General features: G+C 71.7%; 15 protein-coding genes. 13 read left to right on the top strand and 2 right to left on the bottom strand.

Annotated elements, in window-relative coordinates; genetic code table 11:
* A partial coding sequence (locus IEZ03_RS12885) for a DEAD/DEAH box helicase (RefSeq protein WP_189241191.1) occupies positions 1 to 1,295 on the bottom strand: 1,295 nt, incomplete at its 3' end.
* A 177-nt stretch (positions 1,296 to 1,472) separates the two neighbouring features.
* Complete coding sequence (locus IEZ03_RS12880; RefSeq protein WP_184878185.1) at positions 1,473 to 1,919, bottom strand: rhodanese-like domain-containing protein; 447 nt, start codon at positions 1,917 to 1,919, stop codon at positions 1,473 to 1,475.
* A 104-nt stretch (positions 1,920 to 2,023) separates the two neighbouring features.
* Here IEZ03_RS12880 and IEZ03_RS12875 point away from each other — a divergent pair, with 104 nt between their 5' ends.
* From IEZ03_RS12875 to cydC, 13 genes are all read left to right on the top strand, one after another.
* Positions 2,024 to 3,019: a helix-turn-helix domain-containing protein gene (locus IEZ03_RS12875; RefSeq protein WP_184878183.1), complete on the top strand. Its 996-nt coding sequence runs from the start codon at positions 2,024 to 2,026 to the stop codon at positions 3,017 to 3,019.
* A 602-nt stretch (positions 3,020 to 3,621) separates the two neighbouring features.
* Complete coding sequence (locus IEZ03_RS12870; protein ID WP_184878181.1) at positions 3,622 to 5,001, top strand: iron-containing redox enzyme family protein; 1,380 nt, start codon at positions 3,622 to 3,624, stop codon at positions 4,999 to 5,001.
* Between the two features lie 143 nt (positions 5,002 to 5,144).
* Positions 5,145 to 5,582, top strand: a complete 438-nt coding sequence (locus IEZ03_RS12865; RefSeq protein ID WP_184878178.1) for a Rieske (2Fe-2S) protein — start codon at positions 5,145 to 5,147, stop codon at positions 5,580 to 5,582.
* Positions 5,583 to 5,662: 80 nt separating this feature from the next.
* Positions 5,663 to 6,790: a 50S ribosomal protein L11 methyltransferase gene (locus IEZ03_RS12860; protein ID WP_189241190.1), complete on the top strand. Its 1,128-nt coding sequence runs from the start codon at positions 5,663 to 5,665 to the stop codon at positions 6,788 to 6,790.
* Entirely contained in the window at positions 6,787 to 8,208 is a 1,422-nt protein-coding gene (locus tag IEZ03_RS12855; protein ID WP_184890213.1) for an iron-containing redox enzyme family protein, read from the top strand. Before IEZ03_RS12860 ends, IEZ03_RS12855 begins: the two co-directional genes overlap by 4 nt.
* Positions 8,201 to 9,304 carry an amidinotransferase gene (locus IEZ03_RS12850; RefSeq protein WP_184890212.1) on the top strand — a complete coding sequence of 368 codons (1,104 nt, stop codon included), beginning with the start codon at positions 8,201 to 8,203 and terminating at the stop codon, positions 9,302 to 9,304. The genes IEZ03_RS12855 and IEZ03_RS12850 overlap by 8 nt, the downstream gene beginning before the upstream one ends.
* Before the next feature lie 71 nt (positions 9,305 to 9,375).
* Positions 9,376 to 10,641 carry an ATP-grasp domain-containing protein gene (locus tag IEZ03_RS12845; RefSeq protein ID WP_184890211.1) on the top strand — a complete coding sequence of 422 codons (1,266 nt, stop codon included), beginning with the start codon at positions 9,376 to 9,378 and terminating at the stop codon, positions 10,639 to 10,641.
* Positions 10,638 to 11,936, top strand: a complete 1,299-nt coding sequence (locus IEZ03_RS12840) for an MFS transporter (protein WP_184890210.1) — start codon at positions 10,638 to 10,640, stop codon at positions 11,934 to 11,936. The genes IEZ03_RS12845 and IEZ03_RS12840 overlap by 4 nt, the downstream gene beginning before the upstream one ends.
* A 119-nt stretch (positions 11,937 to 12,055) precedes the next feature.
* The gene (locus tag IEZ03_RS12835) at positions 12,056 to 13,315 is read left to right on the top strand and encodes an ATP-grasp domain-containing protein (RefSeq protein ID WP_184890209.1); all 1,260 of its coding nucleotides are present in this window, start codon (positions 12,056 to 12,058) and stop codon (positions 13,313 to 13,315) included.
* 141 nt (positions 13,316 to 13,456) lie between these two features.
* Positions 13,457 to 14,866 (top strand): cytochrome ubiquinol oxidase subunit I, encoded by a 1,410-nt coding sequence (locus IEZ03_RS12830; RefSeq protein WP_184890208.1) that lies wholly within the window; start codon positions 13,457 to 13,459, stop codon positions 14,864 to 14,866.
* Between the two features lie 14 nt (positions 14,867 to 14,880).
* On the top strand, positions 14,881 to 15,891 hold the full coding sequence (gene cydB / locus IEZ03_RS12825) for a cytochrome d ubiquinol oxidase subunit II (protein ID WP_184890207.1): 1,011 nt from the start codon (positions 14,881 to 14,883) through the stop codon (positions 15,889 to 15,891).
* A complete protein-coding gene (cydD, locus tag IEZ03_RS37810) occupies positions 15,888 to 17,543 on the top strand; it encodes a thiol reductant ABC exporter subunit CydD (RefSeq protein ID WP_221480958.1) in 1,656 nt (551 codons plus the stop codon). Before cydB ends, cydD begins: the two co-directional genes overlap by 4 nt.
* Positions 17,540 to 19,279 (top strand): thiol reductant ABC exporter subunit CydC, encoded by a 1,740-nt coding sequence (gene cydC, locus IEZ03_RS37805; RefSeq protein WP_221480957.1) that lies wholly within the window; start codon positions 17,540 to 17,542, stop codon positions 19,277 to 19,279. The genes cydD and cydC overlap by 4 nt, the downstream gene beginning before the upstream one ends.
* Positions 19,280 to 19,284: the final 5 nt, after the last annotated feature.

The raw sequence follows: 19,284 nt of genomic DNA, 5'->3' as shown, positions 1-19,284 counted from the left end.
CCGCCCTGGCGGCCCCGGCCCCCGCCGCCCTCGCGGCGCGCACGCTCGGGGATGATCGGGCCCTCGATCGGGATGCCGGACGGCTGGCGGGCGCCGGTCAGCTTGACCAGCTCCGCGTCGCCGGTGGTGACCTTGGTGCGGGGCGCGTTGATGCCGGCGCGGCGCGTCATCGCGGACGTGGCGCGCACCTGGTGCGGCAGCACGAGCGTGACGACCGTGCCGCTCTCGCCGGCGCGGGCGGTGCGGCCCGCGCGGTGCATGTAGTCCTTGCTGTCCGCGGGCGGGTCGACGTGCATGACGAGGGTCACGTCGTCCACGTGGATGCCGCGGGCGGCGACGTCGGTGGCGACCAGCACGCTGATCGAGCCCTCGCGGAACTCGGCGAGCGTGCGGGTGCGCAGCCCCTGGCTCTTGCCGCCGTGCAGGCCCGCCGCGCGGACGCCGACCTGGACGAGCTGCTTGGCCAGCCGGTCGACGCCGTGCTTGGTGCGGGCGAACAGGATCGTCCGGCCCTCGCGGTTGGCGATCTCGGCGGTGACGGCGGCCTTCTCCTTGGGCGCGACCAGCAGGAGGTGGTGCTCCATGGTGTCGACGGACTCGTCGACCGGGCCGATGGCGTGCGTCACCGGGTCGTTCAGGTAGCGCTTGACCAGGACGTCGACGTCCTTGTCGAGGGTGGCGGAGAACAGCAGCCGCTGCCCGCCGGGCTTGGCGGCGTCGAGGATGTCGGTGACGTCGGGCAGGAAGCCCATGTCGGCCATGTGGTCGGCCTCGTCCAGCACGGCGATCTCGATGTCGGACAGGTCGCAGGCGCCCTGCCGCATCAGGTCCTTGAGGCGGCCGGGGGTGGCGACGAGGATCTCGACGCCGCGGCGCAGCGCGTCGATCTGCTTGAACATCGAGGTCTGGCCGATGACGGTCTTGAAGTGGAGCCCGAGCCCGCGGCCGAGCGGCTCCAGGTTGGTCTGCACCTGCTGGGCGAGCTCGCGGGTCGGCACGAGGATGAGCGCCAGCGGGCGCTTCGGCGCGGCCTTGCGGCCGGAGAGGCGGGCGAGGAGCGGCAGACCGAACGCGAGGGTCTTGCCGGAGCCCGTCTTACCGCGCCCGAGGACGTCGCGCCCCGCCATGACGTCGGGGATCGCGGCGGCCTGGATCGGGAACGGGGAGTCGATGCCCTGACGGGTCAGGGCGGTCACCAGCGCCGGCGGCAGGCCGAGCTCGGTGAAGGAGGGAACCCGCTCTTCGTCCGCGGTCGCGGGCGTGGACGGGTTCTGTGCAGCGGCAGCTGTGGTCACGCATTACCTTCCGAGAGGGGGGCACGTCTCGGGAGGCACCACGGACTGAGTGGGCTACAAGGACGAGCCTGACGCCATGGGGGCGCCGAGAGTGATTCCTAGAGTCTAACGTCGCCGGACCGCCTCCTTATGCCCTGTCCCCGCCGGAACATTCGGCGTCAGCGGTTTCCGGGCGTGTCAACAGTCACAGGAGACGGCGGCCGCTGGGGCGGTGAGCGGGTCGGGGGAGCGCCGGACGACCCCTTCGCCGGTCTCGACCGGGAGCCCCTCGCGGGCCCAGTACTCGAAGCCCCCGATCATCTCCTTCACCGGAAAGCCTAGCTTGGCGAACTCCAGGGCGGCCTTCGTCGCACCGTTGCAGCCGGGGCCCCAGCAATGGACGACGACGGTCGTGCCGCCGGGTACGCGCGTCGCGGCATGGCCGGCGATGTCGGCGGTCGGCAGGTGGACGGCACCCGGGATGTGGCCTTGGTCCCAGCTTTCGGTGCTGCGCGTGTCGACGACGACGATCGCGCCGGTGCCCATGTGGGCCGCCACGTCCGACACGTCGGTCTCGAACGACAGGCGGGCGGCGAAGTGGCGGACGGCCTCCGCGCTGGACGCGGCAGGGGGAAAGGCGCTCATCGGTGCTCCTCGGCATGGGGGTCTCCTGCGGGCGTCTCAATCCTGCGGTCGTGGCGATCCGGCCGAACAGTGGCGTGAATGCCTACCCTCGTTAAGATCTCGCCATGCTCGTGACTCCCCCGGCGCGGCGGCACACGGTGGCGGTGCTCGCGTTCGACGGGATGGCGCCGTTCGAGCTCGGCCTGGTCGTGGAGGTCTTCGGGCTGCCCCGGCCGGAGGTGGGCGTCCCCTGGTACGAGCTGCTGGTCTGTTCTACGGAGCGCAGCCCGATGCGCGCGGTCGGCGGTTTCACGATGACGGCCGAGCACGGCCTCGACGCGTTCGCGTCCGCGGACACGGTCATGGTCGTCGCCGTGCCCGACGTCCGGAGCGACCCCGCGCCCGAGGTCGTCGCGGCGCTGCGGGCGGCGCACTCGCGCGGCGCCCGCGTCGTGTCGATCTGCTCGGGCGCCTTCGCGCTCGCGTCGGCGGGCCTGCTCGACGGGCGCGAGGCCACCACGCACTGGCGGCACGCGGACCTGCTGCGGCGCCGCTTCCCGAAGGTGCGGGTGACCCCGGACGTCCTGTACGTGGACGGTGACGACGTCCTCACCGGCGCGGGGAGCGCGGCCGGGCTCGACCTGTGTCTCCACCTCGTCCGCAAGGACCACGGTGCCCGGATCGCGAACGCGGTGGCGCGGCGGCTGGTCGTCCCGCCGCACCGGGAGGGCGGGCAGGCGCAGTTCGTGGAGGCGGCCGTGACCCCGCCCGCGGAGGACGACGCGGTCGCCCGCGCCATGGCGTGGACGCTCGCGCACCTCGCCGAGCCGATCACGGTCGCGCGGATGGCCCGGGAGGCGCGCCTCGCGCCGCGCACGTTCCTCCGGCACTTCCACCGGCAGACGGGGACGAGTCCGCTGCGCTGGGTGATCGCCCAGCGGATCATGGCCGCCCTGCCGCTGCTGGAGGAGGGCGGCACACCGGTGGAGGAGGTCGGCGCGGCGGTCGGCTTCGAGAGTCCGGCGACGTTCCGGCACCATTTCGCGCGGGCGATGAAGACCTCACCGTCCGCCTACCGCCGCACCTTCCTGACCCCGGGCCGGCCGAGCCCGCGCCGCTGAGAAGGGCGTCACCGGGCGGGGACGGGGCTCTGGCGGTCGACCTCGCGGGCGATCCCCAAGACCATCTCGTCGAAGGCGGCGACGGCGGGCGCCCGAGATGTCCACAAGCTGCCGAATACGGTCATCTAAACGGGGGCACCCCCCGCTTAGTGTCCGGCGGGTGCGTCCGTTCCGCGCCGGGCGAAGTCGGGCCCGCCGCCGGCGGGGGGCGCGACCGGGCTCCGGGGGGCACCGCGGACGGCGTAACACCGAGGTCAGCGCGTCCGCCGGGAATGCCGGCCGCGCCGGCGACCGCGCCCGGGATAGGGAGACCACTAATGCGGCGGCGGCCTGACCGGTACCGCCGCGCACAAGAGTTGCCAGATCATCTTCCCAATAAAGTCAAAGTTGATCATTGATCGGATCAGCGGCCTTTGTTAACGTGCCACCGCGTGGGGGGACTCTCTGTTCACCATCCGGGGTAGTCCTATTCCGCTGCGCAACGCCCGACCCACCCGCCAACGAACCGCGAACCGTTCTTGCGTTCTATTCCCGTCACCATCGGGAAGGCGCACTCAACTACACCCGACCCCATGAAGTAGTCAGGTGAACGGTATAACTAAATGACAATCCAATCTGCCGAGGAAGAAATCGACCGCACCCTGGGGAAGCGGATCATCTCGTTCGCCCGCAGCCCGCTCTTCCAGGGTGACGCCCAGGTACTGCACCCTCCCAACCCCTACCGCCGGATGCTGGTCCCGGACGCGCTCGCCGAGGGCGACTTCGACCGGCCGCCGGCCGCCGGCGAGTGGGCCGCGCACCGCTCCCTCAGCGCGCACCGGCTGCTCGGCACCTTCTACGAGGCCGACACGGTGCTGCTCCCGGAGCAGGGACTCGCCCCCCTGCACGCCGACTTCGACCTCTTCTACGGCTCTGAGCTGCGCGAACTCCGCGAATCGTCCGTCTCGGCCCTGGAACGTTTCGCGTTCGCCTGCCTCGACGACGCCGTGGACGTCAGCGGCGCCGCCACCCCCGAGGTCCTGGACGCCTACTTCCAGCACGTCGTCGCCGAGGCCGAGAACGGTCCATCGCCCGCCCTGGCCGCCATCGCCGCGGCGCGCGACCGGGAGAGCGCCGCCGACCTGTACCTGGTGCAACTCGCGCTGGACGGCCTCACCGAGGCGTCCGCGATGTCGCGCAACCTCGCCGGCGCCTACGGACCCGAGCAATCCGCCCTGTTCAAGATCTTCATCGACGAATTCGGGTACGGGGTCTACGACGCCAAGCACACCACCATCTTCGCCAAGATGCTGCGCAGCCGTGCCATGGCGACCCATGTGCACGCGTACTGGAACTTCTACCTCGCCGGCCCGCTGGCCACGAACAACTACTATTACTACCTGTCCCGCGATCACGCCAAGTTCTTCCGGTACGCGGGTGCGGTGACGTATGCGGAAGCGGTTTTCGCGCCCGCGTTCGTGGAGATGGTGAAGGTCTTCCGGGACATCTTCGGGGATAACGTCGATCTGCATTACTGCGATGAGCACGCGCATATCGACGAGCATCACGGGCGCATCACCAGGGAAGAGGTGCTGCTCGCGCTGGCCGCCAGGCACGGGCCGCGGGTCGTGCCGGAGCTGATGCGCGGCGTCGCCGAGGCCCGGCTCATCGGCGGCTGGTTCGAGGACGACACCGCGGCGCAGATCCGCTGGTCGGACGACCTCCCCCGGCACCGGGACCTCGCGGGAACGGTCCGGCTCGGGCCGGAGCCGCGGCGGGTCGCGCTGACGCCGGACAGCCCGTTCGGGACGCGCAGCCACGACGACTCCATGGTCCTGGAGGTCGAGCGCGGCGAGGCGGAGCTCATCACCACCCCGACCGGCCCGCCCGAGCGGCTGGCCCGCGGCGACGCCGTGCTGATCCCGGCCGGCCGGCTCTACGGCGTGCGGTCGACGGCCGCCGCATGCGACTACCTGCTCCATGCCGTGACCCCGGACGGCTGACCGACTCCCGGGCGTCGTCGGGAACGGCGTCCTCCGCTTCCGCAAGTCGCCGGTGAGCCGCACACCCTCACCGGACACCCGACCCCGTACCCGGTTTCGCATGCCCGCGCCATGCCGGTGCCGTCCCCGACCGTCACCCGGCCGTGCCCGAACGACAAGAGGAGCAGATGGCCCGCGTCATCGTCATGGATCTGAGCCGCCACAACACCGTGCTGGTCGGCCACGACCGCTACTTCGTCCTGCACACGGAAGGGCGGGCGCTGCTGGTCCTCGACCGCTGCCCGCACCGGGGCGGGCCGCTGAGCCTGGCCCGCCGCACCCCGGACGGGCGGCGGCTGAGCTGCCCCTGGCACGGCACCAAGGTCGGCGTCGCGGCCGTGAAGCGCACCAGCCTGCCGATGGTGCGCAGCGGCGACGAGGCCGTCGTCGTCCTCCCGGACGGCGACGACGAAGGCGGCGAACCGATTTCGGTCATCCGCAAGGAGGTCCTCGCCAACCTGCCGCCGGACGCGCCCTGCGCGGCCGAGTCCGCGGGCGAGGCGGCCGGTGCGGTCGGCGCCGGGGAGGTCGCGCGCCGATGACACCGGACAGCGCCGCCAGCACAGCATCACCTGGTCCGAACCGAGGAGGCACGGTTGTGGAACCGACAGAATCCGACCTGATGGATCCCGTTCCGGAGATCCACGCCGACGACGACCTGGAACTCGCGCAGTTCCTGCGCTGGGGACGCGACCTGCACCACCAGGGCCGCTACGAGGACGCCGCCAAGGCGTACGAGCTCATCCTCGGCCTGGATCGCGACAACGAGGAGGCGCGGATCGGCCGGAACCGCGCCGTCCGCCGCGCCGTCCCCCGCTGGCACTGGGAGATGCTGCACGACGAGGAGCGCGCGGAGCTCTACGACCGGGCGATCCGGCAGGCGGTGGCGGCGAACCCGGACGCGCTGGTGCTGGACATCGGCGCCGGCTCGGGGCTGCTGGCGATGATGGCCGCGCGGGCGGGGGCGCGCCACGTCGTGGCGTGCGAGGGGCAGGAGCCCGTCGCCGAGACGACCTCCCGGGTCGTGCGGGTGGCCGGATACGACGACGCGGTCAGCGTCGTGCCGAAGATGTCCACCCGGATGACGGTGCCGGAGGACCTGCCCCGGCGCGCCGACCTGCTGGTCACCGAGATCGTCGACTGCGGGCTGCTCGGCGAGGGCATCCTCGGCACGATCGCGCACGCCCGCGAGCACCTGCTCACCCCGGACGCGACGATCATGCCCTCGCGGGGGCGGATCATCGCCCAGCTGGTGGAGAGCGAGCAGCTGTTCCGCAAGAACCACGTGGGCAAGCTCTACGGGTTCGACCTGGCGCCGTTCAACCGGCTGTCGACGCTGGAGTACTTCGACTCCCGGCTCCACCGGCACGAGCACCGGACGCTGTCGGACCCGCTGACCGTGTTCGACTTCGACTTCCGCACCGCGGACGCGACGCCGCGCGGCACCGAGCTCCGGGTCCGCCCCACCGCCGCCGGCAGGCTGCACGCGATCGCGTTCTGGTTCGAGATGGAGCTGCTGCCGGGGATAACGCTCGACAACGCGCCCGGCCACGACTCGCACTGGAAGCAGGCCATCCAGTGCCTGCCCGTGCCCGTGCTCGTGCAGCCCGGCGAGCCGGTCGTCCTGGACGCGGTGCACGACGGGGAGTGCGTCCGGTTCACCGTCCGCACCGGAAGCGAGCCCGGCCCCGAGCGCGATGTCCCCGCACGCGATGGCACGGAACGCGATGTCACGGAGGCGGCGCGATGACGATCACCACGACGGGGCGGTCCACCGCCTTCGCGGAGTACTGCGCGCAGCGGATCTTCCAGCCGGGGCCGGAGGTGTTCATCGAGGGGAACCCGTTCCGGCGGCCGATCGGCCCGCCCGGCACCGGCGACCGGGACTTCTCCGTCCCGGCCACCGAGGCGGAGTTCCTGAGCTCCGGGCAGCTCATCGCGGGGCGGGCGCTGTGCAACGCCTACGAGAGCGACATGATCCTGCTGCCCGCCGAGGGCCTCGGGCCGGTCAAGGACGACTTCGACCTGTTCTACGGCGACGAGGTGCGGCGGCTCCGCGACCAGGTCCGGCCCGGCCTGGAGCGCTACGCCTTCTCGTTCCTCGACGACGCCGTCCCCGTCCCGGCGGTGCGGACGCTGGACGAGCTGCAGGCGTACTTCCTCGCCGAGGTCGGCGAGGCGGGGGCGCCGGCCGACGCGTCCGGGAACAACCCGGCGGTGGACGCGGCGGCGCCGGTGACCGGCACGATGCGGGCCATCACCGAGTGCCGGCACCCGGAGGAGGCCGCGGCGCTGCACCTGATCCAGCTCGCGCTGGACGCGCTGACCGAGGCGTCGGCGATGGCGCGCAACCTGGGCGGGTCCTACGGCGCCGAGCAGTCCGAGCTCTTCAAGATCTTCCTCGACGAGTTCGGCTACGGGGTGTACGGCGCCAAGCACAGCACGATCTTCAAGGAGATGCTGGCGAGCGTCGGGCTGCGCACCGACCTGCACGCCTACTGGAACTTCTACCTGACCAGCTCCCTGGTCGGGGTGAACTACTTCAACTGGCTCACCGAGGACCACCGCGGGATGTTCCGCTACATGGCCGCGGTGACCTACCTGGAGTGGCTGTTCGCCCAGGGGTTCGCCGACACCGGGGCGATGCTCCGCGCCGTCTACGGCGACCGGGTGGACGCGAAGTACTGCGACGAGCACGCGCACATCGACATCCACCACGGGCGGATGACGTACGAGAACCTCCTGCTCGGGCTGGCCCGCACCCACGGTGAGCTGGTCATCCCCGAGCTGGTGCGCGGGATCGAGGACACCAAGCTCCTGCTGCGGCTCGGCGACGCCGACTTCCGCGCCCAGATCGCCTGGGCCGACACCCTCGACGACCACACCCGGGCCGGGGCCTCGCTTGCGTCCGCCGGGCTGGACGACGCCGAGTCGGGCACCCTCCGCCCGGACGACCCGTTCAGCACCGGCGTGCACGACACCGACCGGCTCATCGAGGTCACCGCCGGCGAGGTGGACGTGTACGCGTGGGCCACCGAGAACCCGCACCGCCTCGGGAAGGGCGACGTGCTGCTGGTGCCGCGGGGCCGGCTGCACGGGCTGAAGGCGGCCTCGCCCGAGGCGCGCGTGACCGCACGAACCGCCGAAAGGACGTCCCACGATGGCTGAAGAATCGGTGCCGGTCGGCTCGTACAACGAGTGGGACCCGCTCGAAGAGGTGATCGTCGGCGTCATCGACGGGGCCGCGGTGCCGCCGTGGCACCCGGCGGTCGAGGCGACGGTGCCGCCGGAGGCGTGGGACTTCTACCGGCGCAACGGCGGCGGCGGGTTCCCGGAGGAGCAGGTCGAGGCGGCCCGCGAGGAACTCGAAGGGTTCGTGTCGATCCTGGAGGGCGAGGGGGTGACGGTGCGGCGGCCGGACCCGGTCGACCAGTCGCGGTCGTTCGGCACCGCCGACTGGTCGTCCACCGGCGGGTCCTCGCACACCTTCCCCCGCGACATCGCGCTCGTCGCCGGCGACCAGATCGTCGAGGCGACGATGGGGTGGCGGTCGTACTACTTCGCCACCCACCCGTTCCGGACGATCTTCAAGGACTACTTCCGGCGCGGGGCCCGCTGGGTCGCCGCGCCGAAGCCGCAGCTCACCGACGCGTCCTACAACCCGGGGTACGCCTCGGCCAAGCCCGAGACGCCGTCCCTGGACGACCCGTTCCCGGACGCGACGTCCGTCATCACCGAGTTCGAGCCGATCGTGGACGCGGGCGACTTCATGCGGTTCGGCCGCGACATCCTCGTCCAGCGCAGCCACGTCACCAACCGGTTCGGCATCGAGTGGGTGCGGCGGCTGCTCGGCGACGAGTTCCGGGTGCACGAGGTGGCGTTCCTGGACGACCACCCGATGCACCTCAACGCCACGTTCGTCCCGCTGCGGCCCGGCCGGGTGCTGATCAACCCCGAGCGGGTGCCCGAGATGCCGGAGATGTTCGCCGACTGGGACACGGTGGTGTGCCCCGAGCCCGCCATCCCCGCCGACCAGACGATGTACTTCTGCAGCCGCTGGATCGCGATGAACACGCTGATGCTGGACCAGGACCGCATCTTCGTGGAGGCGCAGGAGACCGAGCTCCTGCGGCTGCTGGAGAAGGAGGGCTTCACCCCCATCCCCGTCCCGTTCCGCACGGTCAACACGTTCGGCGGGGGTTTCCACTGCGCCACCCTCGACGTCCGCCGGCGCGGCGCGCTCGAGGACTACTTCACGTCCTGACCAGCCATACGGGCGCCCGCCGGCGCGCGGAGTTCCGGCGGGGGCGGGCGCCCATCGAGGGAGAACCAACGATGGCGACACACGACCGCCCCCATCTGCTCGTGATCGCGACGGGCTGGAGGGTCTACCGGGAGTACCTGCTGCGGTCGATCAGCGAGCGGTTCCGGGTGCACCTCTTCCACGTCGCCGAGCCGACCTGGGAGAAGGAGTACATCGCCGGGTGGACCGTGGTGCCGAGCACCATCGACGGCCCTGCGATGGCCGAGGAGGCGCTGCGCCTGGCCGAGCGCGAGCCGGTCGACGGCGTGCTGTGCTGGGACGAGGCGCGGATCCTGCCGACCGCGCACGTCACCGAGGCGCTCGGCGTGCCCGGCGGCGGCCCCGACACGATCCTGCGGGTGCGGGACAAGGGGCGGACCCGCGCGGCCCTCGACGCGGCCGGCGTGCCGCAGCCGCGCTCGGCCCCGGTGACGACGCTGGACGAGGCGCTCCGCGCGGCCGAGGACATCGGCTACCCGGTCGTCCTGAAGCCGCGCGGCCTCGCCGCCAGCCTCGGCGTCGTGCGGGTCAAGGACGCCGGCGAGCTCCGCGACCGCTTCGAGTTCTCGCTCTCGGCCAAGGCGCCGGACCCGGTCGGATTGGACATGCCCACGCCGCTGCTGGTCGAGGAGTGCGTGACCGGCGAGGAGATCAGCGTCGACGCCGTCGTGCGGCACGGCGAGGTCACCGCGCTCTACATCGGCCGCAAGGTCGTCGGCTATCCGCCGTACATGGAGGAGGTGGGGCACGTCGTCGCGGGCGACGACCCCCTGCTGTCCGACAAGGACCTGCTGGACGCGCTGCAGAACGCGCACACCGCGCTGGACTTCCGCGACGGCTGGACGCACACGGAGTTCATCCTCACCGCCGACGGCCCGAAGCTCATCGAGGTGAACGGGCGGCTCGGCGGCGACATGATCCCCTACCTCGGCAGGCTTGCGACGGGGGTCGATCCCGGCCACGCCGCGGCGGCGGTGGCGTGCGGGCTGGCCCCGGACGTCACGGCGGCGCACGCCAGGGCCGCGGGCATCCGCTTCTTCTACCCGGCGGAGGAGGACACCACGATCGCGTCGGTCGGCTTCGACCAGAACCGGCTGCCCGAGGCGATCGACCAGGTCTCGCCGATGGTCCTCCCCGGCACGGTCGTGTCCCCGCCGCCGAAGGGGATCGTGCTCGGCCGCATCGCCTTCGCGACGGCCGTGACCGACACCGTGCCGGAGTGCCATGACGCGCTCCAGGCCGCCGGCGCCGCTCTCGTGGTCGAGACCGGCGCTACGGAGACCGGGGAACCGGCGTGAGCGCGACCGGAGAGCACGCGACCGTCCTCGGCACCGTACGGGAGATGCCGAGGACGGTCCGCATCCTCGTCGTCGGCAACTTCATCACCAGCCTCGCGGCCTTCCTCAACGCGTTCCTGGTGCTGTTCCTGACCCACCGGGGCTTCTCCGCGTTCGACGCCGGGGTCGCCTTCACCGCGCTGATGGTCGGCCGGATCTCCGGGACGGCCGTGGGCGGCGCGGTCGCCGACCGGATCGGCTACCGCCTGGTCATCGTGTGGTCGATGTTCGGCTCGGCGGTGCTGACGGCGCTGCTCGTGCACGCGTCGAACCTGTGGACGGCAGTGATCGTCGCCGGGCTCGCCGGGCTGTTCAACCAGGCGTACCGGCCCGCGTCCCAGGCGTGGGTCGTCGAACTCACGCCGATGAACCGCCAGGTCATGGTGTTCTCGTTCCTGCGGCTCACCTTCAACCTCGGGTCCACGCTGGGACCGCTCGGTGCGGCGCTGCTGCTCGTGTACGCGTCGTACGACGTGCTTTTCTACGCGGACGCGGGCGGTTCGCTGGTGTTCGGCCTGTTCGCGCTGGTGGCGCTGAAGTCCGGCTCGCCGGGCGAGTCCCCGGCCGGGGTCGGCGGGACGGACGGGACCGTCGCGGAGGCCGTCCCCGGAGGCGGGTACCGCAGGGTGCTCACCGACGGCCGCTTCGTCCTCTTCATCGTCGGGCTCTTCCTGACCGCGATCACCTACATCCAGGTCTCGGCGACCCTTCCGCTGTTCGTGCAGAGCATCGGGCACACCGAGCGGCTGTACGCCGTGCTGCTCGCGATCAACGGATTCGTGGTGATCGTCTTCGAGGTGCTGCTGTCGAAGTGGACGCAGAAACTGCCGATCGGGCTGCCGATGGCGGTCGGCATGGCGCTGCTCGGCGTCGGCTACCTGATGTACCTCGGGCCCACCTCGGTCGGCCTGCTCGCCCTCGCGACCGTGGTGTGGACGTTCGGCGAAGTGGTCGCGGCGCCGTCGATGATGGCCTACCCCGGCATCATCGCGCCGCCGGAATTGCGGGCCCGCTACATCGCGGCGGCGACCGTCCCGCAGCAGGCCGGCTACGCCGTCGGCCCGATGATCGGCGTCGCCGTCTGGCACTCCTGGGGCGACTTCGTGTGGGTGCTGACCGGCTCGTTCGGGATCGTCGCGGCCGTGCTCGTCGCGGTCGGCGCGGGCCTGTCGCGCGCCCGGCCGGCGGACGGTCCGGACGGCCCCGACGAGCCCGAGGACCTGGCGCCCGCGACCACGTCCAAGGGAGGCGACTGACGCACGCGCCCGCCCGCGCCCCGCTCGCATCCCGGGCCGGGTCGCGGGCGGGCCACCCGCGGGTGACCGCGCAACCAACGAAGCAAGACCGGAGCAAGACCGGAGCAAGGGTGAACATCATGGACAGACCAGTCGTGGCGATCGTGCGGCCCTTCACCTCGGCGGCGATGGTCGCCCCCGCCCTCCGGGAGGCGGGGTTCAGCCCGGTGGCCGTGATGGACTACACGGGTCCGTCGCTGGCGCCGCTGCACTCCTCGCACGACCCCGGGGCCTATGACGCGGTCATCAACCACCACGGCGACATGGCCGGGACCATCGAGCGGCTCGGCGGGCTCAAGCCGATCGCCGTCATCCCCGGCGTCGAGGCGGCGCTGCGGCTGGCCCAGGAGTGCTCGGACGCGCTCGCGCCCGAGTTCTCCAACGTCGCCGAGCTGGTGGACGCGCGGCGCCACAAGTACCTCATGCACCAGGCGCTCACCGAGGCGGGGCTGCCCGTCCCGCGGCAGATCTCCACCCGCGACCCCGAGGCGGTCGCCGCCTGGATCGAGCGCGAGGGGCTCGCGGGCAAGGACCTCGTCGTCAAGCCGCCGACCAGCGCCGGGACCGTCGGGGTCAGCCGCGCGCCGGGCGGCCAGGGCTGGCGGGAGCTGTTCACCGCGATGCTCGGCACCCGCGACAAGCTGGACGTGCTGGCCGAGGAGGTGCTCGTCCAGGAGATGATGACCGGCACCGAGTACGCCATCGACACGGTCAGCCACGACGGGCGGCACTCGATCACCGACATGATCAAGTACAAGCGGGTGCCGTTCGGCGAGGGCATCGCGGTCTACGACTTCGTGGAGTGGCTGCCGTACGACACCGACGCCTACGGCGAGCTGATCGACTACGGGCTGGCCGCGCTGGACGCGGTGGGCCTGCGCAACTGGGCGGCGCACACCGAGGTCATGATGACCCCGGACGGGCCGCGGCTGCTGGAGGTCAACGCGCGGCTGGCCGGCGCGGGCAACCCCGCGGTCACCGAGATCGCCACGGGGGAGAGCCAGGTCACCCGGATCGTGGACGTGTGCCGCGGCCTCGGCCCGCAGATGCCGCCCGGCTACACGCTGCGGCAGAACGTCATGGCGGTGTTCCTGATGTCGCACTCGACCGGCATCGTGCGCAACGCGGAGATCTACGACCAGGCCCGCGACCTGCCGAGCTACCACTCGCCGGTGCACGTGGTGGGCACGGGCGATCACGTGGACGCCAGCACCGACCTGTTCGCCAGCATGACGATGGGCTACATCATCCTCGCCCACGAGGACGCGGCGCAGATCCACGCCGACCGGGAGGCCATCCGCAAGATCGAGAAGGACCTGGTCGTCGACGCCGACGCCTGATCCGCAAGCCGTCCACAGCCCCCGGGCCACCCGGCCCGGGGGCTGTGACGCATCGAACGCCCTCCCCTACTACTACAGCCCGTAGTATGTCTGACAGCATGTAGTACTACAGCTTGTAGTAGTAGCCGGAGGCCCGCGAGCATGGACCCTGTCGACATCGCCCGGTGGCAGTTCGGGATCACCACCGTGTACCACTTCCTGTTCGTCCCGCTGACGATCGGGCTGTCCGCGCTCGTCGCGATCCTGGAGACGGCGTGGATCCGGACCGGCAAGACCGCCTACCTGCGCGCCACGAAGTTCTGGGGCAAGCTCTTCCTGATCAACTTCGCGATGGGGATCGTCACCGGGATCGTGCAGGAGTTCCAGTTCGGCATGAACTGGAGTGACTACTCCCGCTTCGTCGGCGACGTCTTCGGCGCCCCGCTCGCCATCGAGGGGCTGCTCGCGTTCTTCGTCGAGTCGACCTTCCTCGGGCTGTGGATCTTCGGCTGGGACCGGCTGCCCAAGCTCCTGCACGTGATGTGCATGTGGCTGGTGTCCATCGGCACCGTGCTCTCGGCGTTCTTCATCCTCGCCGCGAACTCCTGGATGCAGAACCCGGTCGGCTACCGCATCGACGAGGAGACCGGGCGAGCCGTCCTCACCGACTTCTGGGCCGTGCTCACCAACCCGGTGCACCTCGCCGCGTTCCCGCACACGATCACCGCCGCGTTCGTCACCGGCGGCATGTTCATGGCCGGCGTCAGCGCCTGGCACCTGGCCCGCCGCAAGAACGTCGAGGTGTTCCGCCCGTCGCTGAAGCTCGCGCTGGGCGTCACCCTCGTCGCCTCGATCGGCGTCGCCATCAGCGGCGACCTCCTCGGCAAGACGATGACCGAGCGGCAGCCGATGAAGATGGCCGCGGCCGAGGCGATCTACGAGACCGAGCGGCCCGCCGGGCTGTCGCTGTTCGCCGTCGGCACCCCGGACGGCGGCGAGGAGATCTTCGGGATCAAGGTGCCGGCCGTCCTGTCGTTCCTGTCCACCGGCAGCTGGGACGGCGAGGTCCGCGGCATCAACGACCTCCAGGCCGAGGCGGAGGCCGCCTACGGGCCCGGCGACTACCGGCCGTTCGTCCCCGTCACCTACTGGAACTTCCGGCTCATGGTCGGCGTCGGGCTCCTCACCGCGCTGATCTCGGCGGCCGGGCTGGTGCTGCTGCGGCGCAGGGGCCTGCCGGCCAGCCCCTGGATCTACCGGGTCGGCGTGCTGTCGCTGACGCTTCCGTTCATCGCCAACTCCGCCGGATGGATCTTCACCGAGATGGGGCGGCAGCCCTGGTCGGTCTACGGCGTGCTGAAGACGTCCGCGAGCGTCTCCCCTGGCGTCAGCGCGGGCTCGATGCTGATCTCCGTCGTCGCGCTGACCGCGCTGTACGGCGTCCTGATGGTCATCGAGGCCGGGCTGATGATCAGGTACGCCAAGGCCGGGCCGCCCTCGGAGGACGAGGTCCTGCCGCCGGACTCCGCCGATGACGACGACTCCGAGCGCTCGCTCGCGTTCGCCTACTGAGAGGGCCGCCGGTCATGGAACTCACCACCGTCTGGTTCATCATCATCGCCTTCCTGTGGACGAGCTACTTCTTCCTGGAGGGGTTCGACTTCGGCGTCGGGATGCTCCTGCCCGTCCTCGGCCGCGACGACGTCGAGCGCCGCGTCGTCATCAACACCATCGGGCCCGTCTGGGACGGCAACGAGGTGTGGTTCATCGTCGCGGGCGCCGCCATGTTCGCCGCGTTCCCCGAGTGGTACGCCACCCTGTTCAGCGGCTTCTACCTGCCGCTGCTGGCCATCCTGCTCGCGCTGATCATCCGCGGTGTCGCGTTCGAGTACCGCGGCAAGTCCGACGACCCCCGGTGGCGCGCCCGCTGGGACAAGGCGATCTTCTGGGGCAGCCTCGTCCCGGCGTTCCTGTGGGGCGTCGCGTTCGCGAACATCGTCCGCGGCGTGCCGCTGGACGCCGACCACGAGTTCGTCGGCACCCTGACCGATCTGCTCAACCCGTACGCCCTGCTCGGCGGGCTCACCACGATGATCCTGTTCGTCCTGCACGGGGCGGTGTTCCTCGCGCTGAAGACGTCCGGGGACATCCGCGTCCAGGCCCGCCGCGTCGCGGGCATCGCCGCCGTCGCCGCCGTCGCCGCGGGCGGGAGCTTCCTGCTGATCACGCAGCTCCAGCACGGCAAGCCGGTGACCTGGCTGACCGCCGGAGGCGCCGCCGCCGCGCTGCTGTTCGCCGCCGCCGCCAACGGGCGGGGGCGCGAGGGCTGGGCGTTCATCGGCACCGGGACCGCCATCGTCCTCGCCGTCGCCACGCTGTTCACCGCGCTGTTCCCGGACGTCATGCCGTCCACCCTCGGCGCCGCGAACAGCCTGACCACCGAGAACGCCGCCTCCACCCACTACACGCTGACGATCATGACGTGGGTCGCGGTGGTGTTCACCCCGATCGTCATGATCTACCAGGGCTGGACGTACTGGGTGTTCCGCAAGCGCATCGGCACGTCCCACATCCCCGTGCGCGAGCCCGTGAAATGAAGCCCCTCGATCCCCGGCTGCTGAAGTACGCCCGGACGACGCGGATCTTCCTCCTGTCGTCGGTGGTGCTCGGCACCGCCACCGCCGGGCTGATCATCGCGCAGGCGACGCTGCTCGCCGGGATGCTCACCCGGGCGTTCCTCGGCGGCGCGTCCCTCGCCGACCTGCGCACCCCGATGCTGCTGCTGCTCGCCGTCGTCGCCGGGCGGACGCTCGTCGCGTGGCTGCAGGAGGTCGCGGCGCACCGCTCGTCCGCCGCGGTCAAGTCGCAGCTGCGCGGCCGGCTGCTCGCGCACTCGCTGCTCCTCGGCCCGCGCTGGCTCGCCGGGGAGCGCAGCGGCGAGCTGGCCACCCTCGCCACCCGCGGCATCGACGCGCTCGACGACTACTTCTCCCGCTACCTGCCGCAGCTCGTGCTCGCCGTGATCGTCCCGGTCGCGGTCGGCGCGCGGATCCTGCTCGGCGACTGGCTGTCCGCCGTGACGATCGCGGTGACGCTGCCGCTCATCCCGGTCTTCGCGATCCTGGTCGGGCTGACCACCCAGCGGAAGATGGACCGGCAGTGGCGGACGCTGTCCGTCCTCGCCGCGCACTTCCTGGACGTCGTCGCCGGGCTGCCCACCCTGAAGATCTTCGGCCGGGCGAAGGCGCAGGCCGCGAAGATCCGCGAGGTCACCGACCGGCACCGGCGCGCCACCATGTCGACGCTGCGGATCGCGTTCCTGTCCGCGCTCGTCCTGGAGCTGCTGTCGACGATCTCGGTCGCGCTCGTCGCCGTGTCGATCGGGCTGCGGCTGGTCGAGGGCGGCATGGGCCTGGAGACCGCGCTGCTCGTGCTGATCCTCGCGCCGGAGGCGTACCTCCCGCTGCGGGCGGTCGGCGCGCAGTACCACGCGAGCGTCGAGGGCCTCACCGCCGCCGCGCGGATCTTCGAGGTGATCGAGACGCCGGCGCCCGCCGCCGGCACGCGCACCGACGTGCCCGACCTCGTCCGCACCACGCTCCGCCTGGACCGCGTGACGGTCAACTACGACGGGCGCGGCGCCCCCGCGCTGGACGACTTCAGCCTCACCGTCCACCCCGGCGAGACCGTCGCGCTCACCGGGCCGAGCGGGGCCGGCAAGTCGACCGTCCTCGCCGTGCTCCTCGGCTTCGTCCGCCCCGACACCGGACGCGTCATGGCCGACTGGGACGACCTCGCCGACCTCGACCCGGACGCCTGGCGCGCGCAGATCGCGTGGGTGCCGCAGCGCCCCCACCTGTTCGCCGGGACCGTCGCCGCCAACATCCGGCTCGGCCGCCCCGGCGCGTCCGACGCCGACGTCCGGGCCGCCGCCGCGGCCGCGAACGCGCTGGAGTTCATCGACGTCCTCCCGCTGGGCCTCGACACGCCGCTCGGCGAGCGGGGGCTCGGCCTGTCCGCCGGGCAGCGGCAGCGCATCGCCCTCGCCCGCGCCTTCCTGCGGGACGCGCCGCTCCTCCTGCTGGACGAGCCCACCTCGAACCTCGACGCGGAAAGCGAGGCGACCGTGATCGACGCCGTCCGCCGCCTGGCGGCCACCCGCACCGTGATCCTCGTCGCCCACCGCCCGGCCCTCGCCGCCGTGGCCGACCGCGCCGTCCCCATCGCCCCGGCGGCGGTGACGGCATGATCCTCCGGCTGCTCCGCTTCGCCCGGCCCGCCTGGGGGCGGCTCGTCATCGCCGTGGTGTTCGGAGTCCTGGCACTCGGCAGCGGTGTCGGGCTGATGGCGGCCTCGGCGTGGCTCATCTCGCGGGCGGCGCAGCATCCGCCGGTGCTCACGCTGATGGTCGCGATCGTGGCCGTCCGGGCGTTCGGGCTTGGACGCGGCGTGTTCCGCTACGTCGAGCGGCTCGTCGGGCACGACGCGACGTTCCGCATCCTGGCCGACCTGCGTGCACGCGTGTACGAACGGCTGGAACGGCTGGCGCCCGGCGGGCTTCCGTCGTTCCGTGGCGGGGACCTCCTGAGCCGTCTCGTCGCCGATGTCGATGCCGTTCAGGACCTCTTCCTCAGGGTGCTTCTGCCCTGCGTGGTCGCCGCCGTCGTCGGGGGCGCATCCGTCGGCCTCGCCTGGGCGCTGCTTCCGTCCGCCGGGGCCGTGCTCCTGTTCGCACTATTGCTCGCAGGTGTCGCCGCTCCTTGGTTGTCGTCCGCCATGGCGCGGCGTGCCGAACGCCGGACGACGGACCTGCGCGGCGAGCTGACCTTGCACGTGGTCGACACCCTCCAGGGCGCGCCGGAACTCATCGCCTACGGCGCCGCCCCCGCACAACTCGCCGAGGCAACGCGACTCGACCGCGACTTCACCCGCGCCACAGCCCGGTCCGCCACCACCGCCGGCGCCGGAGCGGCCATCTCGGCCCTCGCCGGCGGTCTGGCCGTCTGGGGCAGCCTCGCGGTCGGGCTCCCTGCCGTCCGCTCGGGTGTGCTCGACGGGGTGCTGCTCGCGGTGATCGTCCTCCTGCCGCTGGCCGCGTTCGAGGTCGTGGCCGGGCTGCCCTTGGCCGCCCAGTACATGGAACGGGTCCGCCGTTCGGCCACGCGGGTCTTCGCCGTCCTGGACAGCCCCGAGCCAGTGCACGACCCGGATGACCCCGCACCTCTTCCTACGGCGCCCTACACGCTCTCGGTGAAGAACCTGCGTGCCCGGTGGACGCCCAAGGCCCCCTACGCGCTCGACGGCATCTCCCTGGACCTGACCCCAGGCCGCCGCTGCGCGATCGTCGGACCGAGCGGTTCCGGCAAGACCACGCTCACCGCCGTCCTTCTCCGCTTCCTGGAACCGGCAGGCGGCCAAGCGACCCTCAACGGCGTAGACCTCCGCGCCTTGCGCGGCGATGACGTCCGCCAGGTCATCGGCCTCTGCGCCCAGGACGCCCACCTGTTCGACTCGACCATCGGAGAGAACGTCCGCCTGGCCCGCCCTAATGCGACCGAAGACCAGATCCGCGACGCCCTGCACCGCGCTCGCGTCCTCGACTGGGTCGACTCCCTGCCGCAGGGCCTCGACACCCACGTCGGCGAACACGGCGCACAGGTATCCGGAGGCCAGCGCCAGCGCATCGCTCTGGCCCGCGCCCTCCTAGCGGACTTCCCGATCCTCCTACTGGACGAGCCCGCCGAACACCTGGACATCGCCACCGCCGACGCCCTAACCGCCGACCTACTAGCCGCCACCGAGGGCCGAACAACACTCCTGGTGACCCACCGCCTAGCCGGCCTGGACGCCGTAGACGAGATCATCGTCCTGGACGAGGGCGCCGTCACCGACCGCGGCACCCACGACGACCTACTGACCCGCCCCGGCACCTACCGCACCCTCTGGACCAGAGAACGCACCACCGAACCCGCCCAACCGCTCTAGAGCTG

It is taken from the genome of Actinomadura livida (genome assembly GCF_014648675.1).
Lineage (GTDB): Bacteria > Actinomycetota > Actinomycetes > Streptosporangiales > Streptosporangiaceae > Spirillospora > Spirillospora livida.
The sequence above is the reverse complement of the archived record's forward strand: the minus strand, read 5'-3'. Positions and strand labels throughout refer to the sequence as shown.